At 64.7% G+C, this 26,221-nt stretch carries 23 protein-coding genes; 16 read left to right on the top strand and 7 right to left on the bottom strand.

Annotated features, from left to right (window positions below):
* The first annotated feature begins 2 nt into the window (after nucleotides 1-2).
* From AC3WMU_RS24150 to erpA, 8 genes are all read left to right on the top strand, one after another.
* Nucleotides 3-884 (top strand): branched-chain amino acid ABC transporter permease, encoded by an 882-nt coding sequence (locus AC3WMU_RS24150; RefSeq protein ID WP_006226689.1) that lies wholly within the window; start codon nucleotides 3-5, stop codon nucleotides 882-884.
* Nucleotides 877-1,665 (top strand): ABC transporter ATP-binding protein, encoded by a 789-nt coding sequence (locus AC3WMU_RS24145; RefSeq protein ID WP_006226690.1) that lies wholly within the window; start codon nucleotides 877-879, stop codon nucleotides 1,663-1,665. Before AC3WMU_RS24150 ends, AC3WMU_RS24145 begins: the two co-directional genes overlap by 8 nt.
* Nucleotides 1,662-2,372 carry an ABC transporter ATP-binding protein gene (locus AC3WMU_RS24140; RefSeq protein ID WP_006226691.1) on the top strand — a complete coding sequence of 237 codons (711 nt, stop codon included), beginning with the start codon at nucleotides 1,662-1,664 and terminating at the stop codon, nucleotides 2,370-2,372. Before AC3WMU_RS24145 ends, AC3WMU_RS24140 begins: the two co-directional genes overlap by 4 nt.
* Nucleotides 2,373-2,679: 307 nt before the next feature.
* Nucleotides 2,680-3,108: a 50S ribosomal protein L13 gene (rplM, locus tag AC3WMU_RS24135; protein WP_006217309.1), complete on the top strand. Its 429-nt coding sequence runs from the start codon at nucleotides 2,680-2,682 to the stop codon at nucleotides 3,106-3,108.
* 9 nt (nucleotides 3,109-3,117) lie between these two features.
* Nucleotides 3,118-3,510 carry a 30S ribosomal protein S9 gene (gene rpsI / locus AC3WMU_RS24130; RefSeq protein WP_006226692.1) on the top strand — a complete coding sequence of 131 codons (393 nt, stop codon included), beginning with the start codon at nucleotides 3,118-3,120 and terminating at the stop codon, nucleotides 3,508-3,510.
* A 199-nt stretch (nucleotides 3,511-3,709) separates the two neighbouring features.
* Nucleotides 3,710-4,774: an N-acetyl-gamma-glutamyl-phosphate reductase gene (gene argC, locus AC3WMU_RS24125; RefSeq protein ID WP_006226693.1), complete on the top strand. Its 1,065-nt coding sequence runs from the start codon at nucleotides 3,710-3,712 to the stop codon at nucleotides 4,772-4,774.
* A gap of 45 nt (nucleotides 4,775-4,819) precedes the next feature.
* Nucleotides 4,820-5,566, top strand: a complete 747-nt coding sequence (locus tag AC3WMU_RS24120; RefSeq protein WP_492283067.1) for a DUF6776 family protein — start codon at nucleotides 4,820-4,822, stop codon at nucleotides 5,564-5,566.
* Nucleotides 5,567-5,652: 86 nt separating this feature from the next.
* A complete protein-coding gene (gene erpA / locus AC3WMU_RS24115; RefSeq protein ID WP_006226695.1) occupies nucleotides 5,653-6,024 on the top strand; it encodes an iron-sulfur cluster insertion protein ErpA in 372 nt (123 codons plus the stop codon).
* Between the two features lie 96 nt (nucleotides 6,025-6,120).
* Here the strand turns inward: erpA and AC3WMU_RS24110 are convergent, their stop codons facing one another.
* Both AC3WMU_RS24110 and AC3WMU_RS24105 read right to left on the bottom strand, forming a co-directional pair.
* Complete coding sequence (locus AC3WMU_RS24110) at nucleotides 6,121-7,254, bottom strand: anhydro-N-acetylmuramic acid kinase (RefSeq protein ID WP_454676120.1); 1,134 nt, start codon at nucleotides 7,252-7,254, stop codon at nucleotides 6,121-6,123.
* An 80-nt stretch (nucleotides 7,255-7,334) separates the two neighbouring features.
* Nucleotides 7,335-8,744 carry a M23 family metallopeptidase gene (locus tag AC3WMU_RS24105; RefSeq protein WP_488704952.1) on the bottom strand — a complete coding sequence of 470 codons (1,410 nt, stop codon included), beginning with the start codon at nucleotides 8,742-8,744 and terminating at the stop codon, nucleotides 7,335-7,337.
* Nucleotides 8,745-9,011: 267 nt separating this feature from the next.
* Between AC3WMU_RS24105 and tyrS the strand changes: the two genes are divergently transcribed.
* Both tyrS and AC3WMU_RS24095 read left to right on the top strand, forming a co-directional pair.
* A complete protein-coding gene (tyrS, locus tag AC3WMU_RS24100; RefSeq protein WP_006226698.1) occupies nucleotides 9,012-10,241 on the top strand; it encodes a tyrosine--tRNA ligase in 1,230 nt (409 codons plus the stop codon).
* Between the two features lie 71 nt (nucleotides 10,242-10,312).
* On the top strand, nucleotides 10,313-10,966 hold the full coding sequence (locus AC3WMU_RS24095; protein WP_492283066.1) for a YbhB/YbcL family Raf kinase inhibitor-like protein: 654 nt from the start codon (nucleotides 10,313-10,315) through the stop codon (nucleotides 10,964-10,966).
* Nucleotides 10,967-11,038: 72 nt separating this feature from the next.
* Here AC3WMU_RS24095 and AC3WMU_RS24090 read toward each other — a convergent pair whose 3' ends face one another.
* On the bottom strand, nucleotides 11,039-11,677 hold the full coding sequence (locus tag AC3WMU_RS24090; protein ID WP_035213896.1) for a LysE family translocator: 639 nt from the start codon (nucleotides 11,675-11,677) through the stop codon (nucleotides 11,039-11,041).
* A gap of 204 nt (nucleotides 11,678-11,881) precedes the next feature.
* On the opposite strand from AC3WMU_RS24090, the gene glyA reads away from it, so the two are divergent.
* Complete coding sequence (gene glyA, locus AC3WMU_RS24085; protein WP_280028882.1) at nucleotides 11,882-13,132, top strand: serine hydroxymethyltransferase; 1,251 nt, start codon at nucleotides 11,882-11,884, stop codon at nucleotides 13,130-13,132.
* Nucleotides 13,133-13,347: 215 nt separating this feature from the next.
* Entirely contained in the window at nucleotides 13,348-13,827 is a 480-nt protein-coding gene (gene nrdR / locus AC3WMU_RS24080) for a transcriptional regulator NrdR (protein ID WP_006226702.1), read from the top strand.
* Between the two features lie 45 nt (nucleotides 13,828-13,872).
* Here nrdR and AC3WMU_RS24075 read toward each other — a convergent pair whose 3' ends face one another.
* On the bottom strand, nucleotides 13,873-14,835 hold the full coding sequence (locus AC3WMU_RS24075; RefSeq protein ID WP_280028880.1) for a GlxA family transcriptional regulator: 963 nt from the start codon (nucleotides 14,833-14,835) through the stop codon (nucleotides 13,873-13,875).
* 19 nt (nucleotides 14,836-14,854) lie between these two features.
* Nucleotides 14,855-15,418 (bottom strand): cysteine hydrolase family protein, encoded by a 564-nt coding sequence (locus AC3WMU_RS24070; protein WP_454676125.1) that lies wholly within the window; start codon nucleotides 15,416-15,418, stop codon nucleotides 14,855-14,857.
* Between the two features lie 179 nt (nucleotides 15,419-15,597).
* Between AC3WMU_RS24070 and ribD the strand changes: the two genes are divergently transcribed.
* The gene (ribD, locus tag AC3WMU_RS24065; RefSeq protein WP_454676126.1) at nucleotides 15,598-16,749 is read left to right on the top strand and encodes a bifunctional diaminohydroxyphosphoribosylaminopyrimidine deaminase/5-amino-6-(5-phosphoribosylamino)uracil reductase RibD; all 1,152 of its coding nucleotides are present in this window, start codon (nucleotides 15,598-15,600) and stop codon (nucleotides 16,747-16,749) included.
* On the opposite strand, the gene AC3WMU_RS24060 is transcribed toward ribD, so the two are convergent.
* Both AC3WMU_RS24060 and AC3WMU_RS24055 read right to left on the bottom strand, forming a co-directional pair.
* Nucleotides 16,746-19,256, bottom strand: coding sequence for a hypothetical protein (locus tag AC3WMU_RS24060; protein ID WP_492283065.1), 2,511 nt, complete (start codon nucleotides 19,254-19,256; stop codon nucleotides 16,746-16,748). The genes ribD and AC3WMU_RS24060 overlap by 4 nt on opposite strands.
* A complete protein-coding gene (locus AC3WMU_RS24055) occupies nucleotides 19,243-20,499 on the bottom strand; it encodes a DUF3142 domain-containing protein (RefSeq protein ID WP_454676128.1) in 1,257 nt (418 codons plus the stop codon). Before AC3WMU_RS24055 ends, AC3WMU_RS24060 begins: the two co-directional genes overlap by 14 nt.
* An 881-nt stretch (nucleotides 20,500-21,380) precedes the next feature.
* Between AC3WMU_RS24055 and AC3WMU_RS24050 the strand changes: the two genes are divergently transcribed.
* The 3 genes from AC3WMU_RS24050 to AC3WMU_RS24040 are packed head-to-tail and all read left to right on the top strand — an operon-like array spanning nucleotide 21,381 to nucleotide 26,119.
* Entirely contained in the window at nucleotides 21,381-23,297 is a 1,917-nt protein-coding gene (locus AC3WMU_RS24050) for a PrkA family serine protein kinase (protein WP_377785558.1), read from the top strand.
* 12 nt (nucleotides 23,298-23,309) lie between these two features.
* The gene (locus AC3WMU_RS24045; RefSeq protein WP_006226710.1) at nucleotides 23,310-24,569 is read left to right on the top strand and encodes a YeaH/YhbH family protein; all 1,260 of its coding nucleotides are present in this window, start codon (nucleotides 23,310-23,312) and stop codon (nucleotides 24,567-24,569) included.
* Nucleotides 24,566-26,119, top strand: a complete 1,554-nt coding sequence (locus tag AC3WMU_RS24040; RefSeq protein WP_424625355.1) for a SpoVR family protein — start codon at nucleotides 24,566-24,568, stop codon at nucleotides 26,117-26,119. Before AC3WMU_RS24045 ends, AC3WMU_RS24040 begins: the two co-directional genes overlap by 4 nt.
* Nucleotides 26,120-26,221 lie beyond the last annotated feature (102 nt).

The raw sequence follows: 26,221 nt of genomic DNA, 5'->3' as shown, positions 1-26,221 counted from the left end.
GAATGAGCGGATTCGAAAACTTCTGGGCCATCTACGGCAACCTGGTGCTCACGCTGGGCACCAATGCCTTGCTGGCCCTCTCCATCTGGCTGACCCTGGCCTGCGGCATGCTGGCCATGGCCAACGCCGCTTTCATGGGCATCGGGGCGTACACCGCCGCGCTGCTCACCATGAACTACGACGCCCCGTTCACGGTCGCCCTGGCCGGCGGCATGGCGGCGCCCGCGCTGGTAGCGGCGCTGATCGGCTTGCCGACCTTGCGCTTGTCAGGGGTCTATCTGGCCATGGCCACGCTGGGCTTCGGTGAAGTCGTGCGCGTGACCATCCTGAACACCGAGTCCCTCACCGGCGGCGCGCTGGGCCTGAACGGCATCCCGCAGCTGACGCAGTGGTGGCATGTGGTGCTGGCGGTCGTCATCGTCCTGTTTGTGCTCTGGCGCGTTCGCGCCTCCAAGATAGGCCGTTCGTTCGACGCCATTCGCGGCGACGAAACGGCCGCGGGCCTGATGGGCATCGACGTGCGTGCCAACAAGATGCTGGCCTTCGTGGCCGGCGCGATGATCGCAGGCCTGGCCGGCGCCCTGAACGCGCACCTGACCTTCTTCATCGGTCCCAACGAATACGGTTTCGACCGGGGCGTTGAAATCCTGACCATGGCCATCCTGGGCGGCATCGGCGGCCTGGCGGGTCCTGTCCTGGGCAGCTTCATCATTACGGTGCTGCCCGAGCTGCTGCGCGGCTTCGCGGATTTGCGTCTGATCGCGAACGGAGTGATTCTGGTGGTGATTGTGTTGTTCCTGCCGCAAGGCATCTGGGACCCGGCGCGCTTCAAGCGCTGGGCGCGTCAAGGCCGGGGCGGCCAGGGAGGCAAGCGCCATGCTTGAGCTTTCCTCCGTCTCCAAGAGCTTCGGCGGCCTGCATGTGCTGCATGACGTCAGCCTGTCCGTGCCCGAAGGCGCGATCTTCGGCCTGATCGGCCCCAACGGCGCCGGCAAGACCACGGTGTTCAACCTGATCACCGGCCTGTTGCCGCCCAGCGGCGGCTCGATCACGTTCAACGGCCAAAGCGTGCTGGGCAAGAAGCCGCACAGCATCACGCGCATGGGCATTGCGCGCACGTTCCAGAACATCCGTCTCTTCAAAGAGATGACGTTGCTGGAAAACGTGGTGGTGGGCGCCTATCGCCACATGAACTACGGCTTCCCCAGCCTGCTGCTGGGCCTGCCGGGCTACCGCGAGCACGAAAAGCGCGCCCGCGAGCGCGCCCACGAGCTGCTGACGTGGATGCGTCTGGATCACAAGGCCAACGACCTGGCCGATAACCTGTCCTACGGCGAACAGCGCCGCCTGGAGCTGGCGCGCGCGCTGGCCACCGAGCCCAAGTTGTTGCTGCTGGACGAGCCGGTCGCGGGCATGAATACCGGCGAACGCGCCGAACTCATGCGCGAGATTCTGGCGATCCGCGATCGCGGCTACACCATCCTGATGATCGAGCACGACATGCGCTTCGTCATGGGCCTGTGCGAGCGCATCGCGGTGCTGAACTTCGGCAAGATCATCGCTTGCGGCGGTCCCGAAGAGATCCGCAACAATGAGCAGGTCATCGAGGCCTACCTGGGCCGCGAAGACGACGAAGACACCGAACAAGCGGAGGCCGCCAAATGAGCGCGATGCTGGAAGTCCGCGGACTCGAGGTCAACTACGGCCATATCGAAGCCGTCCGCGGCATCGATCTGGACCTGAACGCCAAAGAAATCACCGCCCTGGTCGGCGCCAACGGCGCCGGCAAATCGACCACGCTGCTGGCGCTGTCGGGCTTGCTGCCCAAAGCGCGCGGCCGCATCCTGTTCGAAGGCGAAGACGTCACCAACCTGGCCCCGCACCAGCTCGTGGCGCGCGGCATTGTGCAGGTGCCGGAAGGCCGGGCCATCCTCACCACCATGACGGTGCTGGAAAACCTGGAGCTGGGCGCTTACCGCCGCGGCCTGAAGAACGTGGATTCCGACCTGGAATACGTGTTCAACCTGTTTCCGCGCCTGAAAGAGCGGATCACCGGCATCGCCGGCAACCTGTCGGGCGGCGAACAGCAGATGCTGGCCATCGGCCGGGCCTTGATGGCCAAGCCCCGCCTGCTGCTGCTGGACGAACCGTCGATGGGCCTGGCGCCGATCGTCGTGCAGGAGATCTTCCGTTCGCTGCGCGCCATCAACGCCGACGGCCTGACCCTGTTCCTGGTGGAGCAGAACGTGCGCCAGGCGCTGAAGATCGCCCAGAACGGCTATGTGCTTGAGAACGGCGCCATGGCGCTGACCGGCACCGGCCGCGAATTGCTGGGCCACCCGCGGGTGCTGGAAGCGTATCTGGGCGCCTGAGCGCGCCCCTGCCTCGGGGATTTGTCCCCGAATCGCATGCACATCGGCTGCGCCCGCGGGCGTGGCCGATAGCCTCCTGAATTCTTCCCGCTTGCCCATTTTTTGAGCAACCGTGTTAGAATTTCAGGCTTTCCCTCATTTTGACCATTGCACGGGCGGGTAATAACGCTTAGGCGGGACGTCATAAAGATAAGGCCCGGAACTTGAAATCCAACGATTTCACGTCGCCAGGATTCTTGTCTAGTTGGGGAAAGAACACTGGCTAGACGTTCTAGTCAGCAAGAACTTTTTATTCTTAGGAACCATCATGAAGACCTTTGTGGCCAAGCCGCATGAAGTCCAACGTGACTGGTTTGTGATCGACGCCAAGGGCAAAGTCCTCGGTCGTGTGGCCAGCGAAGTCGCACGTCGTCTGCGTGGCAAGCACAAACCTGAATTCACGCCGCACGTTGATACTGGCGATTACATCGTCATCATCAACGCATCCGATATCGTCGTTACCGGTACCAAGGCGAAGGACAAGAAGTACTTCCGCCACACCACGTACCCGGGCGGTATCCGCGAAACGAACTTCGAGAAAATGCAAGAGCGTTTTCCCGGTCGCGCCATTCAGAAGGCCGTCAAGGGCATGCTGCCCAAGGGTCCTCTGGGCTACGCCATGATCAAGAAGCTGAAGGTCTATGCCGGTGCCGAGCACCCGCACACCGCCCAGCAGCCCAAGACGCTGGATATCTAAGGAAACGCCATGATCGGTAACTGGAATTACGGAACCGGCCGTCGCAAAACTTCGGTGGCTCGCGTTTTCATCAAGAAGGGCACGGGTAAGATCGTTGTCAACGGCAAGCCCGTCGACGAGTTCTTCGCCCGCGAAACTGGCCGCATGATCGTGCGCCAGCCGCTGGAACTGACCGGCCACCTGGAATCGTTCGACATCAAAGTCAACGTCCACGGCGGCGGTGAAACCGGCCAGGCCGGCGCAGTCCGTCACGGCATCACGCGTGCCCTGATCGACTACGACGCGACCCTGAAGCCCGCACTGTCGCAAGCTGGCTTTGTGACCCGCGATGCCCGTGAAGTCGAACGTAAGAAGGTCGGCTTCCGCAAGGCACGTCGTCGCAAGCAGTTCAGCAAGCGTTAATGTTGCTGCAAAAAACCCGCTTCGGCGGGTTTTTTGTTTTTGGGCGGACGCGGGACAGATGCCCCGGCCGCCCCGCGCGGAACTCCGCGCACCCCGTCCGGTCGGACAAAGGGGTTCGCGCACCAATTTTGGCACGGTGCCGCAAGACCCGTTTCCCGAGCGATACAATCTAGCCTCGTTCTACGAAGAGCACACCATCATGGCCCAAGCATCGAACACCCGTATCAAGGTTGGTATCGTCGGCGGCACCGGTTATACCGGCGTCGAGCTGCTGCGCTTGCTGTCGCAGCATCCCAATGTGGAATTGACCGCCATCACGTCCCGCAAGGAAGACGGGCTGCCGGTGGCTGACATGTATCCGAACCTGCGCGGCCGCGTGAACCTGGCCTTCTCGGCGCCGGAAAAGGCCACGCTGACGGATTGCGACGTGGTGTTCTTCGCGACGCCCCACGGCGTGGCAATGGCGCAAGCCCAGGAACTGATCGCCGCGGGCACCCGCGTCATCGACCTGGCCGCCGATTTCCGCCTGCAGGACATCCCCACCTTCGAACGCTGGTACAAGATTCCCCATACCTGCCCGGACATCCTGGCCGAATCCCAATACGGCCTGGTGGAACTGAACCGTGAAGCCATCGCCCGCGCGCGCGTCATTGGCAACCCCGGCTGCTATCCCACCACCGTGCTGCTGGGCCTGGCTCCGCTGCTGGAAGGCGGCAAGCCGTTGGTCGATGCCCAAACCCTGATCGCCGACTGCAAGTCCGGCGTCTCGGGCGCCGGCCGCAAGGCGGAAGTGGGCTCGCTGTTCTCGGAAGCGTCCGACAACTTCAAGGCCTATGGCGTGGCCGGTCACCGCCACCATCCGGAAATCGTTGCCCAGCTGGAGAAGATCTCCGGCGGCAAGGTCGGCCTGACCTTCGTGCCGCACCTGGTGCCGATGATCCGCGGCATGTTCTCCACGATCTACGCCCGCATCCTGCCTGAGGCCCGCGACACGGACTTCCAGGCTCTGTTCGAGCAACGCTACGCCGACGAACCCTTCGTGGACGTGATGCCGGCTGGCAGCCTGCCCGAAACCCGTTCGGTGCGTGCCTCGAACAACCTGCGCATCGCGCTGAGCCGTCCCGGCAATGGCGACCAGCTGATCGTCCTGGTCGTGCAAGACAACCTGGTCAAGGGCGCCGCCGGCCAAGCCGTCCAGAACATGAACTTGATGTTCGGCGTGCCCGAATCGACGGGCCTGGATCAGGTCGCGATTCTGCCCTGATGCCCGGATCGGGTGGCGGCTCCGGCCGCTGCCCCTCTGCTTCCCATGTCAGTTGACTCCCCCGCCACACCTCCATCCCGCCCTGCCGGCGGGCTGCTGCGCGTGGCGGCAGGGCTGCTTGTCGGTGTGCTGCTGGGCGGAGCCGCCGGCTACTTCCATGCCCAACGGCAAGCCCAGCCGCAGGATGCCGTCGTGATCAGCGCGGCGCAGGCCGAGGCGCAGCAAGAAGCCATGCGCCAGCAGGCCACGCAATTGCGCTACACGCAGGGCCAGCTGGATACCGCCGATGGCGAGCTCGTCATCGAGCGCGCCGCCCGCCAGGAACTGGAGACCCAACTGCGCGTCGTGCAGGCCGAAGTCGGCCGCGTGCGAGACCAGTTGGCGTTCTACGAGCAGTTGCTGCCTCCCGGGCCGGAAGGCTCGGTGGACATCCGTGGCGTGCAGATCGACCGCGAAGGCGGCGGGCTGCGCTACAAGGTGCTCTTGATGCGCAGCGGGCGTAACGGCGGGGCCTCCTTTGCGGGCGCGCTGCGTTTCCAGGCTACGGGTGTCCTGAAGGGCGAAACCGTGACTGTCGATCTGGCCCCCTTGCAGGTCAAGGCCGAAACCGGGCCCGTGACGGCCACGGGCGAATCCACCACGGCGGCGTCCCTGGCCCTGCAATTCGACCAATACCAGCGCAGCCAGGGAGTTCTGGCGGTGCCCGAGGGCTTTGTCCCCGAAAGCGTTACCGTCAGCGTCCTGGAAGGCGATACCGTCCGTGCATCGCGCAGTATCAAACTGGAACTTTGAGTCTAGTCAAGCCCTGCGCTATAGTGACACTATGCGAGCGCCGTTGCCGCTCACCGAAATATGGCCTATCCGGCCAGGAGTGAACCATGAATGCAGTGACCGAAACCGTCGACCTCCAGGCCGCCCCGCCTGTTCCTTTGGTATTTACTGACTCGGCTGCCGCCAAAGTGAAGGACTTGTTGGCCGAAGAAGGCAACCCCGAGCTGAAGCTGCGCGTGTTTGTCCAAGGTGGCGGCTGTTCGGGCTTCCAGTACGGCTTCACGTTCGACGAAGTCGTGAACGAAGATGACACCGTGCTGGACAAGGCCGGCGTTCAACTGCTGGTTGATCCGATGAGCTTCCAATACCTGGTCGGCGCCGAGATCGACTACAAGGAAGACCTGGAAGGCGCGCAGTTCGTCATCCGCAATCCCAACGCCAGCACCACCTGCGGCTGCGGTTCCTCGTTCTCGGTGTAATTCCTCTCCGGTTCGGGAAAGCAAAAGCCCTTCGGCATGCCGAAGGGCTTTTTGTTTTTGGGCGGCATGTGGTGCGGTTCGGCCTTCATGCCCGCTTCAAGCAGGATAGAGCGCGCCCAGAATCCGTGGGCCGCGCGCGCCCGTCACGGCCGGCAGCCCAGCGGGCCGGCGTTCGACAAACGCCTGCGCCAGCCACGCAAAGGCCAGCGCTTCGACTTGCTGCGCAGGTACGCCCAGCGCATCGGTCGCTTGCACCGGACGCTGCAGGCAATACGCCAGTTCGCGCATCAGACCTGCGTTATACGCGCCGCCGCCGCACACGAAGACCTCTTGTGTGCCCGCAGCGGCCGCGTCGATGGCATTGGCGACCGTCCTGGCAGTCAGGCGCTGCAGCGTCGCCTGCACGTCCTGAGGGGCCGGCTTGGGGCCGTCGAATGCGGCCAGCCGGTCGTCCAGCCATTGCAGGTTGAACAGGTCGCGGCCGGTGGACTTGGGCGGGGGCAGGGCGAACCAGGGCTCGCTGGCGATCAGTTGTTCCAGCAAGGGCGCCACCACCTGGCCGGTGGCGGCCCAGCGCCCGTCGGCGTCATAGGGCTGCCCCAGATGGCGTTGGCACCAGGCGTCCAGGAAGACGTTGGCCGGGCCGGTATCGAAGCCGCGCGCCGGCTGGCCGGGCGCCAGCAGCGTGACGTTGGCGATGCCGCCCAGATTGAGGACGGCGCGGCCATGCTGCGCGCCGAAGATCGCGGCGTGGAATGGCGGCACCAGCGGTGCACCTTGGCCGCCTGCGGCCACGTCGCGGCTGCGGAAGTCCGCCACCACGTCGATGCCGGTCAATTCCGCCAGCAAGGCAGGCGCATTGAGCTGCACGGTATAGCCGCTGTCCGGCCGGTGCCGGACGGTCTGGCCGTGCGCGCCGATGGCGGTCACGGCGTCCGCTTTCAGGCCGGCGTCCTGGAGCAGGGCGGCGACCGCCTGGCCGTACAGGCGGGCAAGCGCGTTCGCGGCCAGCGCGGCGCGCGCCAGCTCGTCGTCGCCGGACAGGTTCAGCGCCAGCAGCTCGCGGCGCAGGTTCTCGGGCATGGGCAGGCTGGCGCTGGCAAGCACGTGCGGCGCCTGACCGGCGTCCAGGCGGACGAGCACGCCGTCGACGCCGTCGACGCTGGTGCCGGACATCAAGCCGATGTAGAGCGCTGGGTTGCCCTGCGGGCGGGGTGCGGAGGAATTCACAGGCGCCTCGGAAAGAAGAAAGGCGGCCGGCAGAATCTGCGCGGGCCGCCTTTTTGGGACGTTTTGCTGTGGCGGGCCGGTTAGCGGCTGGCCACGTTGGTCAGGGCATCCGGCAGCGTCTGCTGGAACTCGGTCAGCAGCTGGATCTGCTGCTTGTACGGTCCCACGGCCTGGTTGAACGCGCGGACTTCCGCAGGTTCCAGGGCGCGGGCGACCGGCAGGTCTACCGACAGCGGGTCGATCGGCTGGTTGTCCACGCGGAACTCGTAGTGCAGGTGCGGGCCGGTGGCCCAGCCGGTGGCGCCGACGTAGCCCAGCAACTGGCCTTGCGAGATCTTCGAGCCCTTGGTGATGCCTTCGGCGATGCGGCTTTGGTGGGCATACAGCGTGGAGTACTTGCCGTGATGCTTCACGATGACCACGTTGCCGTAGCCGTTCTGCCAGCCGGAGAACTCGACCGTGCCGTCCGCGGTGGAGTGGATTGGCGTGCCCGAGGGCGCGGCGTAGTCCACGCCCTTGTGGCCCGTCCAGGTCTTGTGGATGGGATGCATGCGCATGCCGAACGTCGAGCTGATACGGCTGAACTTCAGGGCGGTGCGCAGGAACGCGCCGCGCAGGCTGGTGCCGTCGAAGTCGTAGTACGAACCGCTCTTTTCGTCGGGGCTGAACCAGACGGCGCTGTAGGTCTTGCCGCCGTTGATGAATTCCAGGGCCAGCACGCGGCCGGCGCCGGCGTAGCGGCCGTCGTGCGAACGCACTTCGTAGACCACGCGGAACTGGTCGCCCTGGCGCAGGTCGCGCAGGAAGTCGATCTTGGCGCTGAGGATGTCGGCCATCTGCATGGTGACCGAATCCGGGATGCCGGCGGCGTCCGTGGCGCCGAACAGCGACGACTTGATCGTGCCCACGGCAACGCGGGTCTGACGGTCGGTGCTTTCGGTGACTTCCTCGGCCTTGTAGCTGTCGCCGGACGGGGCCACGTGCAGCATGCGCGTCACGACCTGGCCGTCGGTCTCATTGCCCGGGGTGTGGATGTAACGCAGCCAGATCAGGTTGCCCTGGTCGTCCGTGGCGGCCTGGACGGAGCGGCCCGGGTACAGCTTGTAGATGCTGCGGGCGCTGGCGTCGTGCGTCAGGAAGGTCTGCAGGTTCGGGGCGTCCAGCTCCAGGCGTTGCAGCACGGCAGCCAGCGTATCGCCCGCACGGATGCGGGTTTCGCTGATGTACGGCGCGGCGCTGGGACTGCTGACTTCGACTTGCTCGGCGGTCAGCGGCAGCACGCTCTGGATGATGCGGGACGGGGGGAGTTCGGTGCGGTCGGGTTGCTGCACCATGCCGAGGGCGGCGGCGCCTGCAAACAGACCGATAGCGGAGACGAGAAGAGTGCGACGGAAAAGTCCCGAGCGATGGGGCTTGGGCTCAACGGGCGCAAACAGGGCAGCAACTTTGCGCTTGATGCTACTCGCCAGTTCGTGGAGGCCACGATTCATCGTGAAGATACCCTCTCAGGTGGCTTGAGCTCGCAGGGTGCGTAACACGAACGGCCCCTGCGCGCCACGGATTCGGGGGCAAGGGCTGCTGGCGCAGGGCGCATCTTGTGAACAACGGGTGGTAGGCCGAACCGCAACTGCGAACTGCGTATAGATAGCAGTTGCGTATGATTGGGCGGTATCCTAGCTGATTCGGCTAGAATTTTCGATAGTTTTCGTCACTTTTTACACCTTTTTGTCGGCTGAAGCCGCGTTGGTCCCCCTGCCATGTCACCCTCAGAAGCCCCTATCACTCCCGAAGTCGAAGCCGATCTGCGTATAGCCAAGCGCGGCTGCGACGAGTTGCTGGTCGAGTCCGAATTCGCCCGCAAGCTGGCCAAGAGCCGCGCCACCGGCGTGCCCCTGCGCATCAAGCTGGGGCTGGATCCCACCGCGCCGGACATCCATCTGGGCCACACCGTGGTGCTGAACAAGATGCGCCAGCTGCAGGACCTTGGCCATAACGTCATCTTCCTGATCGGCGATTTCACGTCGACCATCGGCGACCCCAGCGGCCGCAACAGCACCCGCCCGCCGCTCACGCGCGAGCAGATCGAGGCCAACGCCAAGACCTACTACGCGCAGGCCAGCCTGGTGCTGGACCCGGCCCGCACCGAGATCCGTTACAACTCCGAATGGTGCGATCCGCTGGGCGCACGCGGCATGATCCAGCTGGCATCGCGCTACACCGTGGCCCGCATGATGGAACGCGAGGACTTCACCAAGCGCTTCAAGGGCGGTATCCCGATTTCGGTTCACGAATTCCTGTATCCGCTGATGCAGGGCTATGACTCGGTGGCGCTGAAGTCCGATCTGGAGCTGGGGGGCACCGATCAGAAGTTCAACCTGCTGGTCGGGCGCGAGCTGCAAAAGGAATATGGCCAGGAGCCCCAGTGCATCTTGACGATGCCGCTGCTGGTGGGCACTGACGGCGTAGAGAAGATGTCCAAGTCCAAGGGCAACTACATCGGCATTTCGGAGTCGCCCGATTCGATGTTCGGCAAGCTCATGTCGATTTCGGACACGCTGATGTGGCGTTACTTCGAACTGCTGTCGTTCCGTTCGCTGGAAGAGATCGCCGCCCTCAAGCAAGAGACCGATGGCGGGCGCAACCCGCGTGATGCCAAAGTCATGCTGGCCCAGGAAATCATCACGCGCTTCCACTCCGCGCGAGCGGCCGACGAAGCGCTGGCGTCCTTTGAGGCACGCTTTCGCGACGGCGCCATTCCGGAAGACATGCCCGAAGTGAATATCGGCGGCGCGCCGGTGGGTATCCTGAAGCTGCTGCGCGAAGCGGGCCTGGTTGCATCGGGTTCCGAGGCGCAGCGCAATGTGGAGCAGGGCGGCGTGCGCGTCAACGGCGATCGGGTCGAGGATAAATCGTTGCAATTGCCCGCGGGGACTTACGTCGTCCAGGTGGGCAAGCGCAAGTTCGCGCGTGTTAACTTGAACCCATGATTGCGAAGTTTTGATACGCTGAGGGTACAGGCAAGGGCGGGACGCCCTTGCGGCACTTCAAGGAGCACGACATGAAACTTTCGAGTTTGTCTTTTTCCGATCACGAGTCGATTCCGGAGCGCTATGCCTTCGGCAAGATCGATGCGCAATCGCACGTCGCGCTGGCAGACAACTACAACCCGCAGTTTTCGTGGGACGACGTCCCGCCGGGAACGCAGTCGTTTGCGTTGATCTGCCACGATCCGGACGTGCCGTCGCGGCCTGACGACGTCAACCAGGAAGGCCGCGAAGTTCCGGCCGACCTGCCTCGCGTGGATTTCTTCCACTGGGTGCTGGTGGACCTGGCGGCCGACCTGCGCGAAATCGATGAAGGCGCTTTCTCCAACGGCATCACGCCGCGCGGCAAGGGCGGTCCTTTGGCGCCGATGGATGCGCGCCAGGGCATCAATTCGTATTCCTCGTGGTTCGCCAATGACCACGACATGAGCGGGGATTATTTCGGCTATGACGGCCCGTGCCCGCCCTGGAACGATTCGATCGTGCACCGCTACGTCTTCACGCTGTACGCGTTGGACGTGCGCAGCCTGAACCTGAACGGCTCTTTCACCGGCGAGGACGCGCTGCGCGCCATGCAGAAGCACGTGCTGGCCCAGGCATCGGTGACGGGCACCTACACGCTCAATCCGAAACTGGCGCCGAAGCAGATCGGTGCGACCGAGGCGTAGCGCCAGCCGCTGACGCTGCGTAAAAAGGGCCGCAATTGCGGCCCTTTTTTTGCGTTTCCCACCCACCGTCCGTCAGGCGGTCGAACGCTTCAGGCGCAGCAGCGCCAGTCCGAAGGCGACGAAGATCGAGCCGACCAGACGGTTCAACCAGACCACGATGCGCGGTTGGCGCAGCAGTCGGCGGGCGCGGCGGGCGAGGGCGCCGTAGGTCAGCAGCGACACCAGCGACATGGCCATGAAGATGCCGGTCAGGATGAAGAACTGCGGCAGCAGCGGCTCGTGCGCGTTCAGGAATTGCGGAAACAGCGCGGTGAAGAACAGGATGGGCTTGGGATTCATGGCGGCCACGAACGTGGCTTCCAGGTACAGGCGGCCAGGCCGGCGCGGCGGGGCGGCGATGGCGGCGTCTTCGGGCGGCGCGATGTGGGCGCGGCCCAGCAGGTGGCGCAGGCCGACATAGATCAGGTAGGCGGCGCCTGCAATCTTCAGCGCCGTGAAGAGTAATGCCGAAGACTGCAGCACCACGCCCAGGCCAAGCATGGCCGCGGCCGACAGCAGGAACAACCCGGTGACATTGCCCAGCGTGGACGGCACGACGGCGCGCACGCCGCCCGCCGCGCCGTTGCGGATGGCAAGCATGGTGGCGGGCCCCGGACTGATGACGCTGGCGGCAGCTACTAGCGAGTAGGTTATGAGGGTGGCGCTTTGCATGAAAGTTTCTCAAGTCGGGTTGAGAGCGGTTTCCGGGCACGACGCGTTAGCGTGGTTTTCGTGCCCATCGCCGGTATTTTGCCCCTCTTCGACCCATGTTGGCGGCAATTGAATCCGCCTGACGCGGTAAACTATTCAGCATTCTTCGGGTTTACCCACCCGACACGGCTTTCTCCTCTCTTACCGCCTCAGGAATCCCCCGTCATGTTTGACCGCAACCTCACCTTGTCCAAGGCTGACCCGGACGTTTGGGCCGCCATCCAGAAGGAAGACGTTCGCCAAGAGCAGCACATCGAGCTGATCGCTTCGGAGAACTACGCCAGCCCGGCCGTCATGGAAGCCCAGGGCACGCAGCTCACGAACAAGTACGCCGAAGGCTATCCGGGCAAGCGCTACTACGGCGGTTGCGAGTACGTGGACGTGGTCGAACAGCTGGCCATCGACCGCCTGAAGCAGATTTTCGGCGCCGAAGCCGCCAACGTGCAGCCCAACTCGGGTTCGCAGGCCAACCAGGGCGTGTACATGGCCGTGCTGAAGCCGGGCGACACCGTGCTGGGCATGAGCCTGGCCGAAGGCGGCCACTTGACGCACGGCGCGTCGGTCAACGCATCGGGCAAGCTGTACAACTTCATCTCGTACGGCCTGGACGAAAACGAAGTCCTGAACTACGAGCAAGTCGAGCAACTGGCCCGCGAACACAAGCCCAAGCTGATCGTCGCGGGTGCATCGGCCTACGCCCTGCACATCGATTTCGAACGCATGGCCCGCATCGCCCGTGAAAACGGCGCGCTGTTCATGGTCGATATCGCCCACTACGCGGGTCTGGTCGCCGGCGGCGCCTACCCCAACCCGGTGCCCCACGCCGACTTCGTCACGTCCACGACGCACAAGTCGCTGCGCGGCCCGCGCGGCGGCGTCATCATGATGAAGGCCGAGCACGAGAAGATCATCAACTCGGCGATCTTCCCCGGCATCCAGGGCGGTCCGCTGATGCACGTCATCGCCGGCAAGGCCGTGGCGTTCAAGGAAGCGCTGGAACCCGGCTTCAAGGATTACGCGCAGCAAGTGGTCAAGAACGCGAAGGTGCTGGCCGACACGCTGGTCAAGCGCGGCCTGCGTATCGTCTCCGGCCGCACTGAAAGCCACGTCATGCTGGTGGACCTGCGTGCCAAGGGCATCACGGGCAAGGAAGCGGAAGCCGTGCTGGGCCAGGCCCACATCACGGTCAACAAGAACGCCATCCCGAACGACCCGGAAAAGCCTTTCGTGACCAGCGGCATCCGCCTGGGCACGCCGGCCATGACTACCCGCGGTTTCACGGAAGCCGACGCCGAACTGACCGCCAACCTGATCGCCGACGTGTTGGACAATCCGCGTGACGAAGCCAACATCGCCGCCGTGCGCGCCCGCGTCAACGAACTGACGTCGCGCCTGCCGGTCTACGGCAAGAAGTAAGCAGCACTTCCCCGGCCCCCAGGCTATCCGCCGCAGGGGCCAGACCAAAGGGACGGCCCCGCAAGGCGCCGTCCCTTTGCTTTCCGGGCGGCAGGCGCTATCCTCGAGCCGGTTGTCCGTAGTATTGGGGACGAATAAGCCGTATTGGCGCTTCCCGCGGGGCGCATCGTTACAATATGCTCAATTATTGCTATCCGTGCCTTTAGGGAACACACATGCGGTGTCCATTTTGCGGCAATGCCGAAACACAGGTCGTCGACAGCCGCGTCTCGGAAGAGGGCGACGCGATCCGTCGCCGCCGCCGCTGCCTGTCCTGTGACAAGCGGTTCACGACCTATGAGCGGGTGGAGCTGGCCCTGCCTTCGATTGTGAAGCGCAACGGCAGCCGCAGCGAGTACGATCCCGCCAAACTGCGCGCCAGCCTGAGCCTGGCGCTACGCAAGCGCCCCGTCAGCACCGAGGACGTGGATGCGGCCGTGGCGCGCATCGAAGAACAGTTGCTGGCAAGCGGCCTGCGCGAAGTGCCCAGCGAACACATCGGCGAACTGGTCATGACCGAGCTGCGCAAGCTGGACAAGGTGGCCTACGTGCGCTTTGCGTCGGTCTACAAGAGCTTTGAGGACATCGGAGAATTCGTCGAGGCCATCCGCGAAATGCAGGGACCCTTGCTGCCGGGCAAGCTGCGCAAGGAATAGCGCCCGGCGAGGTGCGGCAGGACGATAGACGGCGCTTCGGCGCCGTTATTGCAGGGTCGCCGACCGCGCCAGGCTGGGCGTCTGCGGCTGGAATTTGCGCCAGACGCGGCGCATGTGCTGGGCCGAGCCGAAGCCGGATTTTTCCGCCACGCGCTCCAGGTCCAGCCGGGTTTCGCGCAGCAGGTCGCGCGCCAGCGCGACGCGTATCTGATACAGGTAGTCCATCGGCGTGCAGCCCGCGTGCTCGCGGAACAGCCGCGTCAGGTGGCGGGCGCTGGTGTGCGCCTGGTCCGCCAGCGACTGCGCGGACCACGGCGCGGCGGGGTTGCGCACGACGGCGTCCTGCACGCGGTGCACACCCGGATGCATATGGCTGCGGTGCTCCAGCCACGGCGACAGCGTGGAATCCGTGCCGGCGCGGCGCTGATAGACCACCATGTCGCGCGCCACCTCGCTGGCGACGCGCGGCCCGCAGTGGCGCGACACCATGTGCAGCGCCAGGTCGATGCCGGCCGTGATGCCGGCGCTGCTGACCAGGTTGCCGTCCTCGACGAAGATCCGGTTGTCGTGCACGCGGGCGGTCGGGTCGATGTCCGCCAACTGCGTCAGGCAGGAGTGGTGGGTGGTGCAGTCGCGTTGCCGGGTCAAGCCGGCCGCGGCGGCGAACAGGGCGCCCGCGCAAACCGTCATCAGCGTGAAGCCGTCCGCCGGGTGGCGCACCGCCAGCCAATCGATGACGGCGTGGGCGTCCGGGCCGTCCAGCCGCGTGGGCTGGCCCACCACGCCCGAAATGATGACCAGCGCGTGCGCGGGCAAGACGGCCGGTAGCGGCTGGATGTGGGCAAGATGCAGGCCCGCGATGCCGCTTTCCACGGCTTCGGAAGGGCCGCAGAAATGCTGCTCGAATGTGCCGGGGCAAAGCTTGTTGGCCACGCGGAAGGCTTCTGCGGGACCGGCCAGGTCCAGCAGGACGATGCCCCGCGACAGCACGAAGTACACGGGGATCATGGCGCTTTCCTTGTCCGGGTCAGGCCGCCAGCGCGTCGGCGGCGCGCGTGACGCGTGCAAACCGGCCTTGCAGCACCAACTCGGTATGGTCGCGGATCTCGGCCGGCGTGTAGTGCTTGCCGGACGGGCTTTGCATGGCGAACGTCAGGGTGGCGTCGGTGGGGAAGACCACCTTGAAGCCCGCGTCGCTGGCGTGGCGCGACGTGGTTTCGCAGCATTGTTCGGTGCGGATGCCGCTGACGATGATGCCTTCGATGCCGTTTTCCCACAGCCAGTCATGCAAGGAGCGGCCGTCCGTGCTTTCGGCGTACAGCGAGGAATGCACCGTCTTATGGAACACGGCGGTGGGCGCCACACGCAATTCCTGCAGCGTCTTGACGTGGCCCGAGGCCAGCGAGAACGGATTGGCCGGGTCGCTGGACTTGCTGACGTGGAACACCTGCAGCACGGGAATCCCCTGGGCGGCGGCCGAATCGATCAAGCCCTGGATCTGCTCCAGGAAGGCCGGATACTCGGTCTCGTCCCAAAACGGACGGTGCCGGAAAGATTCTTGTACGTCGATGACGATCAGCGCTTGTTTCATGTTCCGGGCTCCAGGCCAAGGGTTTGAGGGGGTACGACGCCATTCTGCTGCGGATTCCCGCCGTACACGAGATCGTCGAAAGACGCCTAACGGCCCAAAACGGACATGATGAGAGCATACCCCTTCCAGCAGGGGCGGGATGCGCCCGCAGGCGCCGCGACGGACATACAATTCCGGCCATGACGACCGTAAGCCCCCCCGACGATATCTACTGGATGCGACGCGCCCTGGCGCTGGCAGACCGCGTGCTGTTCACGACGGCGCCCAACCCCCGGGTCGGTTGCGTCATCGTGCGCGACGGGCGTGTGCTGGGAGAAGGCGCGACCCAGCCGCCCGGCGGCCCGCACGCCGAAATCTGCGCACTGCGCGACGCCCAGCACCGTAATGAACCGGTTGAGGGCGCCACGATGTACGTCACGCTGGAGCCCTGCAGCCATTTCGGCCGCACGCCGCCTTGCGTGGACGCCGTACTGGCCGCCCGGCCGGCGCGGGTGGTCGTGGCCATCGGGGACCCGAATCCGCTCGTCAACGGACAAGGCCTGGCGCGCTTGCGCGAGGCGGGCATCGAGGTCGTGACGGGGGTGTGCGCCGAGGAAGCGCTGGCGGTCAACGCGGGTTTCATCTCGCGTATGAGCCGGGGGCTGCCCTGGGTGTGGATGAAGATGGCGGCGTCGCTGGATGGCCGCAGCGCGCTGCATAACGGCATGTCGCAATGGATCACCGGCCCCGAGGCCCGCGCCGATGGTCACCATTGGCGCGCGCGCAGCTGCGTGGTGCTGACGGGCATGGGCACCGTGCTGAAGGACGATCCGCAACTCAATGTGCGTGGGGTGGACACGCCGCGCCAGCCGCGCAAGGGGGTGGTGGATGGCCGTTTCGAGATCCCGGAGGGCGCCCGCCTGTTCGATGGCGCCGAAGTGATCGTCTTCACCGCCCGCGAAGACGCGGCCAAGGCAGCCCGCCTGGCCGACAAGAACGTGCGCGTGGTGGTGCTGCCGGCCCAAGCGCCGGACCGCGTGGACCTGCCGGCCATGATGCGCTGGTTCGCCCAGGAGCAGTTCAACGAAGTCCATGTGGAGGCGGGGGCGGGCCTGTCGGGCGCGCTGGTTGCCGCGGGCTGCGTGGATGAATTGCTGCTGTATCTGGCGCCCGTCCTGCTGGGCGATGCGGCGGGCATGGTGCGCCTGCCCATGCTGGAACACCTGGACGCCGCCCAGCGCTACGAATTCATCGACGCCGCGCGGCTGGGCGCCGACGTGCGCTTGCGCGCCAGGGTGCCTGGCACCTGGCGGCAATTGATGCAGCGGGTGGCGCTGCCGGCGCTGGCTTAGGCTCGGCCGTCTGCCTTGGGCCGGCGGGGCGCGGCGCAGTGGCGCCATGCGAAGACGCAGGCGGCGCCCGCGACAATCATCAGCAGCCCGGCGGCCAGCAGCAGCCCGCCGTGATCGCGGCGCAAGCGTTCCCATGCCTTCCACGCCTGCGTGTAATGGAACCAGGCCGCCGCCTGGAAGTCCGGTGCGGGGCACTCCCGCCCGAACGTCGTGCTGAAAGGCACCTGGGCGCCTTGCTCGACATAACGCTGGTACACCGCCTGGGCGCGTTCGGGCGAGTCGTCGATGATGTAGCGGGTGCCTTGGCAAAGCACGGCGGCGAACGCCTGTGAACGGTTCGGCAGCAGCGCCGCCGATTGCAGCGCATGGTCGGTTGCGACCTGCCGATAGTGGAAGCGCGCATACGGCTTGGCTTCGCTGGCGGCGAAGCGCATGCGTTCTTCGGGTGTCACCAGCGGCCCGGGCAGGGCCGCCTCCGCACGCTGCGCCGGCGTGTCTTGCGGCGGTTGATTGCCGCCATCCGCGCTTTGACGCCACGGTTCCGGGCTGCGGCCTGCGCCATAGGTGTAGTTGCCGTCGTACACCGCAAAGTCAGGATCCTGCTCGTAGCCAATGATTTCCAGGCCATGGCGACGGGCCAGTTGCGCGGCCTTGAACCAGGCTTCTGCCCGCGCCGTGCGGCCCCAGGCGCTGCCGGCTTGTTGCAGGGCGGCTGTGTATTGGACGGCGTGCCGATGGCTGCTGGCCGGCGTGACGCGCCACGCTCCGGCGGCGTCATACGCCAGGGTGGCGAAGCGGGCGTCGGCGTCTTGCGGGAAGTAGGCCAGGGCCTGATCCATGCGGCCTTCGCGCATCAGGCGGCGCGCCAGCAGCGCGCGCAGGCGGTCCCCATCGGCGATCGGATGCTTCACCATCCAGTCGTAGAAGCGCTGGTAGTCGAACTGCGCGAAGCCGGCCGGGGCGGGCGGCACGGCTGAGGCCGGCACCTGCTGGTCGACATAGGCCTTGAGTTCGTCCGTCGTCAACACGCGTTCCGCGACATAGGCCGCATCGTTCCAGTATGGCGACATCGGCCAGCCTTCTTCCTGGGTGTCGGCGGCCGCCGCCGGCAGCGAGGCATGCAGCAGCAGGTCCAGCGCCTCTATATATTGGCCGCGGGACAGCGCCAGCACCCCTTGTTCGGCCTTCAGCCGGGCCATGCCCGAGACTTCAAGACCGGTGTCCGTGGCGGTCGGAAATGCGCCCGCGGCGCGCGCATAGGCTTGCGCCGCCGCGGCCATGTCCCCCTGGCGGATCGCCAGTTTGGCGCGCACCCACCAGGCAAGCGGCGTGTCGAGCCGGCTGGCCAGGCCTTGCGCCAGATCGTAGCGGCCCACGCGATAGGCCAGCGCGGCCACGCGATCGGCGTCCTGGATGCGGCTCACGTCCTGCTTGGCCAGCGCCGCCGCCAGCGCTTGCAGCGCGGGGTTGGGCGTGACGTTGCCCGCGCCCGCTCCGGCATCGGCGTAGCCGCGCTGCCCGTTCAGATCGAACGTGGCGAACATGTCGAACGCGCTGTCGGGGTTGCCGTCCACGATATCGCCCACTCTGGCGAGCGCATAGGCGACCAGCAGCCGTTGTGCGACGGGGTCATCGATCAGCCGGCTGGCGCGCACTGGTGTCGCCAACGCCCAGCTTGCGATGAGGCGCAGCGACGCCATGCCGCTGCCCGAACCGCGCGCCGCCTGCTCCGCATACAGGCGGATCGCCTGTTTCAATGCGGGGGCGGCAAGGGCGTCGGGGCACGCCGTCGCGGCCAGGAAATCCTCGGCCGTGCACGTTCCCTGGGATCCATTGAGCAGCAGGCGGGCCTCCTGGCCGTAGCTGGCGACCGCCAGGCCCAGCGGATCTGGCGCGCCCTTTTGCGCCAGCTGACGCACGCGCGCATACGCGGCGGATGAGCCGTTGGGCGTGGCGACTGCCGCGTCCCCTGTTTCGCCGGCCCCGATTTCAGCCAACATATAAGCGGCCCAGACGCTGCGCGCAGCCCCTTGGCGTTCGGGCAACGCCAGGATGTCGAGCAAACGCGCTCGAGCTCGCGCCAGCGCCGCGTCGGCATCGGCGGGCGCGGCGGATCGGATGTCGACCGCCGCGGCGGCGTACAAGCGGATGGCGTCGGGCAGGCCATCGCCCGCCGCATAAGCCTGATCGCCGTCGGGCATCGCCCGCATCGCACGGACGGTAGCGCGTTGCGCGGCGTTGAGCGCGGGGTCGAAGTCTTCCGGAATGGCGTCTTGCCGGTAGCTGCCGTCGGGCAATGCCGCCGATTCCTGCGCCCGCAGCGCGTCGGCGGGCGCAACCAGGCGCGTCACCTCGAAGCTGAAGGAGTTGGCTGGCGTGCTCCTCAAGGTGCCGGTCCGGTCGTCCAGCAACTGCGCCGGAAAGTCCGGACCGCAAGCCACAGCAATGCCTGCGCCGACAGCGCACGCCAACAAGGTCAGGCGGATGATCGATCTACGGTTGTACATGGAAGGTGGTGGGTGGGGTTTCACAGCGTATCCAGCCGATAGGGCGTTGACCGCCCGCGCGCAGCAGGCCGTCTTGCGCGCGGCGCAGGTAGAGCCCCGCGCCGTCGCGTTCCAGCGTGTAGCCGTTGATGCCGTCCGCGCCGCGGCAAACGCCGTTCCAACGGACGATGAAGGGCAGCGCGCCGTCGGCGTTGCCGGTATTGGAAAGCACCAGGTCCTGCGTGCCGCCACCACCGGCGATCGCTTGCGCGCCGACGTGCAGCTTGGGTTGCAGCGCTTGGCGCAACAGCACGGCTCGCCAGGTGGCCAGGCTCCAGGCGCGTTCGTCGCGCGCGGTGGGCAGCCGAAACCAGACGATGCCGGCCAGGCCGCGCGGGCGGGATTGATGGATCTGGTCGACAAAGGCCGCCATGGCGGCCGGCGTCACGACAAGCTCCGTGGCCCGGCCGCCCGGCTGCAGCGCGGGACGTTCGCTTTCGATGGCCGCCACGTTGCCGTCTTCATCCCAGGCGACACGGCTGCCGTAAGTGGGCAACGCCACGCGCCAGGGTTTTTGGGTGCGGTCCGCAAAAGCGTTTAACCATGCGTGCGCGCGTTTGGCGTCGAACAGGCCTTGCGTGGGGTTCAACACCGCATGCACCTGCAGCACCGATTCATCGGCCACCTTGAGCAAGGCGTCCAGTTCGGGGCTGTTGAGCCACGTGGGCAGCGCCGTGATCGACAAGGCGCTGTCCGGGCCCAGGCGGCTTTTCAATGCGGCGAGGAAGTCCCGGTAAGCCGGCAGTTTCGATGTGGCGCAGTCGTAATCGATTTCAACGCCCGCCACCGTGATGCCGGCGTGGCGCCATGCCTGGCGCGCCGCGGCGATCCGCGTCGCCGTGCCTTCCGCGTTCAACGCATCGACCCGGCCATCCAGCCGCCACACCATCACGACCGGACGACGGGCCGCGGCCAGGGCGTTCAGGTCCGGCGCGGCATCGAACCATCGGCCGTCAGCGCTCATTTCTGCGATCAGCACGCGCCACGCCTGCACGGCGTCGGCGCCGCCGGATAAGGCTTCCTGCACGGCTGGCGTCCACTGGCGCTGCCAGACATAAGCATCGTTGGACAGGTCGGGCGGGGGCTTTCCGCAAGCGCTCAACGTCAGCAACAGGGCCGCGAGACCGATGGCGGCGACGCGTCCAACCGCCGCTTTCGCAGGGTTCAGAATCAGGCCCAAGGCTTGCCGCAAGCGGAGCAACATGACGCAGCGTCGGAAAATCGCGTGTTCAGGTCAACGCGGAGTGCGTCGAGATGCGTGATTCTATTCGTTGAAGGCGATGCGCGTTTGCTTGGCTGCGGCAACCATCGCGCGAAGTATCCGCGTTCGCGCAAGGGGTACTAGCACTCGGCATGCGCGGCTGCTAATTGTGCGATTGAAACCGCGCGAAATGCCTTTCGTAGCGCATCCGCGCCGCATGCGGCATGGCGATTGCATCAAGTTTGCGAGCGTTCGCACACAGGTTTTTTCATGGCGAAAACCCTCATCACTATTTTGGCCGATGCGTCAAATGAATTGCCACAAAACGGTCAATTGGCTTTAGCATAGGGTCATGACTTGGCGCTACGTGCTAACGGCCTTCACCGCACGGTGCTACGCGCCCACGTCACCACGGATTCCCGTGCCGCGATATCGGCGCTTTTCACGACCGAACCGGCACGCTGCTGAACAAAGACGCCAAGGCGCTGTTCAGACCGTCCGCTGCCATCGCATAGCGGGCGCATCGGGTTTATGCCCGAATCATAAGAATCCACCGGGATATCGCTCATCCCTTCAAATGATTGCTGACCATTTCATGTGCGGCCGCGGTAAGCGTGCTCGCCATAGCAATATGCTGAAGGCATGCCCGATAACTTCTTCACGTAAGTTGCATTCCCTGACGGAACTTGTATCTGCGGGATGCGGCCTAAATGGAAAGGGCCCCGATCGTGCTTCATGGTTGCTGTGTGGCGAAAGCAACATAACACCTGGCCGACAATGCTTATCGCTGGTTTGTCTAGTAAAGCGCAGGCACTGAGGCACAATGGGGACACGTAGGGACGTACTGAATTTTTCGCGTGTTGTAGGAGGTTTCCGTGCAAAACATCGTCGAAGGCTTCAAGTCGCAGTATGCAAAAGAGCAGGAGTCAGAGCTTTCCCTTGAGGAATATCTGAACCTCGCTAAACGCGATCCCATGGCGTACGCCAGCCCCGCTGAGCGCATGCTGGCGGCGATTGGCGAACCCGAAATCGTGGATACGCGCAACGACCCACGTCTTTCCCGTTTGTTTTCCAACCGGACCATCCGGCGCTATCCGGCGTTCCAGGAGTTCTACGGCATGGAGGACGTGATCGGCCAGATCGTCGCGTTCTTCAAACACGCCGCACAGGGGCTGGAAGAGCGCAAGCAAATCCTTTATCTGCTGGGACCGGTGGGCGGCGGCAAGTCGTCCATCGCGGAACGGCTCAAGGCCTTGATGGAAAGCTATCCCATCTATGCCTTGAAGGGTTCGCCCGTCAACGAAACGCCCCTGGGTCTGTTCCATCCGGAACGCTTCGGCGACACGCTTGAAAAGGAATACGGCATTCCGCGGCGCTACCTGAGCGGCATCATGTCGCCCTGGGCCGTCAAGCGCCTGAAGGAATTCGACGGCGACATCTCGCAGTTCCGTGTCGTGCGCCTGAATCCGTCGGTGCTGCGCCAGGTCGCCATCGCCAAGACTGAGCCGGGCGACGAAAACAACCAGGACATCTCGTCGCTGGTCGGCAAGGTCGACATCCGCAAGCTAGACCGCCATTCGCAAGACGATCCGGACGCCTACAGCTATTCCGGCGGACTGTGCCTGGCCAACCAGGGGCTGCTTGAGTTCGTGGAAATGTTCAAGGCCCCGATCAAGATGCTGCATCCGCTGCTGACGGCAACCCAGGAAGGCAACTTCAAGGGCACGGAGGGCTTCTCCGCGATTCCGTTCAACGGCGCGATCCTGGCCCACTCGAACGAGTCCGAATGGCAGACCTTCCGCAACAACAAGCACAACGAGGCTTTCCTTGACCGGATCTATATCGTCAAGGTGCCTTACTGTTTGCAGGTGTCCGAAGAAGTCCGCATCTACGAAAAGCTGCTGCATCACAGCTCGCTGTCGGCCGCCCCGTGCGCGCCGGGAACGTTGGACATGATGGCGCAGTTCTCGGTGCTGACCCGCCTGAAGGAACCCGAGAACTCCAGCATCTATTCAAAGCTGCGCGTTTACGACGGCGAAAGCCTGAAGGACGTGGACCCGAAGGCCAAGGCCTTGCAGGAATACAAGGACTACGCCGGCACGGACGAAGGCATGAACGGGGTTTCCACGCGTTTCGCGTACAAGATCCTGTCCAGCGTCTTCAACTACGACCAGACGGAAGTGGCCGCCAACCCGGTGCACCTGATGTATGTGCTTGAGCAACGGATCGGGCGTGAGGACTACCCCGAGGAAATCCGCCGGCGCTATCTGGAGTTCATCAAGGGCTTCCTGGCGCCGCGTTATGCGGAATTCATCGGCAAGGAAATCCAGACCGCGTACCTGGAGTCGTACTCCGAGTACGGCCAGAACATCTTCGACCGCTACGTGACGTTTGCCGATTGCTGGATCCAGGACGAAGAGTTCCGCGATCCGGAAACCGGCGAAAGCTTCGACCGCAGCGCCTTGAACGACGAACTGGAGAAGATCGAAAAGCCGGCGGGCATCGCCAACCCGAAGGACTTCCGCAACGAGATCGTGAATTTCGTGCTGCGGGCGCGCGCCAACAACAATGGCCGCAACCCGACGTGGACCAGCTATGAAAAGCTGCGCGAAGTGATCGAGAAGAAGATGTTCTCGAACACGGAAGACCTGCTGCCGGTGATTTCGTTCAACGCCAAGGCGTCGGCCGAGGACAAGTCCAAGCATCAGAGCTTCGTGGATCGGATGGTTGAAAAGGGTTACACGGAAAAGCAGGTCCGACTGCTGTGCGAGTGGTATCTCCGTGTGAGGAAGTCTTCCTGAGCGAGGTGAATCATGAATTCACTGATCGATCGCCGTCTTAACGGGCGCAATAAAAGCGCCGTCAATCGTGAGCGCTTTTTGCGGCGCTACAAGGACCAGATCCGCAAAGCGGTTCACGGGATGATCCGTGACCGCTCGATTCAGGATATGGATCAAGGCGGAGAGATCAACCTGCCCGCCCGAGATATTTCCGAGCCGACGTTCCGGCACGGATCGGGCGGCGACCGCGAGATGGTGCACCCTGGCAATCGTGAATTCGCCAAGGGCGACACCATCGACCGGCCGCAGGGCGGGCAAGGCGAGGGCGGGTCCGAGCCCGGCGAAGGCGAATCGGTAGACCAGTTCACCTTCAGCCTGTCGCGGGCCGAATTCCTGAACCTGTTCTTCGAGGATCTGGAACTGCCGCACTTGGCGCGCAACCAGCTGGGTGAAGTCAGCCAGAAGAAATGGCAGCGCGCGGGCTACACCACGACCGGTTCGCCCAGCATGTTGAGCATCAGCCGTACGCTCAAGTCGTCCTTGGCGCGGCGGGTGGCGCTCAACGTGAAGGCGCGCGCCGATCTTGAAGACGCCGAAGAGGCGCTGGCCAAGGCCCGTGCGGCGGGTGCGCCCGCCGCCGAGATCCGCTCGCTGGAACAGGACGTCGAGGACTGCCGCGAGCGCCTTGCCCGCGTGCCGTTCCTGGACGACCTGGACCTGCGCTACCGCAACCGGGTGTCGGTCGCCATTCCGATGGCACGCGCGGTCATGTTCTGCCTGATGGACGTGTCCGGTTCCATGGACGAAGGCAAGAAGGACCTGGCCAAGCGCTTCTTCACGCTGCTGTACCTGTTCTTGTCACGCAAGTACGAGCACGTGGACCTGGTCTTCATCCGCCACACGGACAACGCCGAGGAAGTCGACGAGCAGACGTTCTTCTACGACCCCAAGAGCGGCGGCACCATCGTGCTGTCCGCGCTGGAGCTGATGCGCGAGATTCTGGAAAAGCGCTATCCGCCCGCGGCCTGGAACGTTTACGCGGCGCAAGCCAGCGACGGCGATTCGTTCGGCGCCGACGCCGGCAAGAGCGCGCGCTTCCTGGCCGAGCATCTGCTGCCGTCGACCCGTTATTTCGCCTATATCGAAATCCCCGACTCGCAAGAGGCTCGCAAGAGCAGCCTGTGGGCGGAGTATGAACAGAAGCTGGAGCCGCATTTCGTCATGCGGCGCATCTGCGACCGCGGCGAGATCTTCCCCGTGTTCCATGACCTGTTCAAGAAGGAAACCGCATGAATGCCATCGTGGGTGCTCTCGTGGAGCCGGCATCGGCCAGCGGCGCGCGGCCGATTTCCCAAGGTTCCGAATGGACGTTCGAACTGATCCAGTCCTATGACGAAGCGATCTCCAAGGTCGCGGCGGAATTCGGGCTGGACACCTATCCGAATCAGATCGAGGTGATCACCTCGGAACAGATGCTGGACGCCTATGCGTCGGCGGGCCTGCCCATCGGCTATCCGCACTGGTCGTACGGCAAGGAATTCATCCGCAACGAGCAATACTACCGCCGCGGCATGCAGGGGCTGGCGTACGAGATCGTCATCAACTCCAACCCTTGCATCGCCTACCTCATGGAAGAGAATTCCATGACGATGCAGGCGCTGGTGATCGCGCATGCGTGCTATGGCCACAACTCCTTCTTCAAGGGCAACTACCTGTTCCGCCAATGGACGGACGCGGACGGCGTGCTGGACTACCTGGTGTTCGCGCGCAAGTACGTGATGTCCTGCGAAGACCGCTACGGTATCGATGCGGTGGAGGCGCTGCTGGACTCGTGCCACGCGCTGTCGCACCACGGGGTCGACCGCTACAAGCGCCCGACGCCCATGTCGTTCAAGGGCGAGGCCGCGCGCCAGGCCGAACGCCAGGAGCACGCCCGGCTGCAATACAACGACCTGTGGCGTACCTTGCCGCGCCTGGAAGCCGACAAGGACACGCGCGCCGAGGCTTCGGTGTTCCCGCCCGAGCCCGAAGAGAACCTGCTGTACTTCATCGAGAAGTATTCGCCCAAGCTTGCTCCATGGCAGAAGGAACTGGTGCGCATCGTGCGCAAGGTCGCCCAGTACTTCTACCCGCAGTCACAGACCAAGGTCATGAACGAAGGCTGGGCCACGTTCTGGCACTACACCATCCTGAACCGCCTGCACGAGAAGGGCCTGGTGGACGACGGCTTCATGATGGAGTTCCTGCAAAGCCACACCAACGTCGTCAGCCAACGCGGCTTTGACGAACGCGGCTACGGCGGCATCAACCCCTATGCACTGGGCTTTGCGATGATGTCGGACATCCGCCGCATCTGCGAGGCCCCCACGCCCGAAGACCGCAAGTGGTTCCCGGACATTGCCGGCAGCGACTGGGGCAAGACGCTGGACTTCGCCATGCGCAACTTCAAGGATGAGTCCTTCATCTCGCAATACCTGTCGCCGCGCCTGATCCGTGAATTCCGCTTCTTTGCGATTTCGGACCATCAGGCCAATCCCAAGCTGGAAGTGGCCGCCATCCACAACGACGAAGGCTACCGCGACATCCGTCGCCTGCTGGCCGCGCAGCACAACCGCGACAACCAGGTGCCGGATATCCAGGTGGTGCGCTTCAACCGCGATTCTGACCGGTCGCTCGTGCTGCGCCATCTGAAGAGCCGCGGCCGGCCGCTGGCCGGCGACGATGCCGAGCAGGTTATGAAGCACTTGGCGCGCCTGTGGGGCTTCAAGGTGCGGCTGGAAGAAACCGAGCCGGACGGCACCGTCAGTTCCTATCGCGAGCAAGAGGCGCCTGCCTCCACCTGAGAGCGGGGCAAGGCAAAGGGACGCCCAGTGCGTCCCTTTTTCTTTGGCGACTTGTGGTGGTCGTTCAGATTCTGCTAGAATCGCGGATTCGCAAATTTCGTA

It is taken from the genome of Achromobacter sp. FW305-C-13 (genome assembly GCF_058783475.1).
The sequence above is the reverse complement of the archived record's forward strand: the minus strand, read 5'-3'. Positions and strand labels throughout refer to the sequence as shown.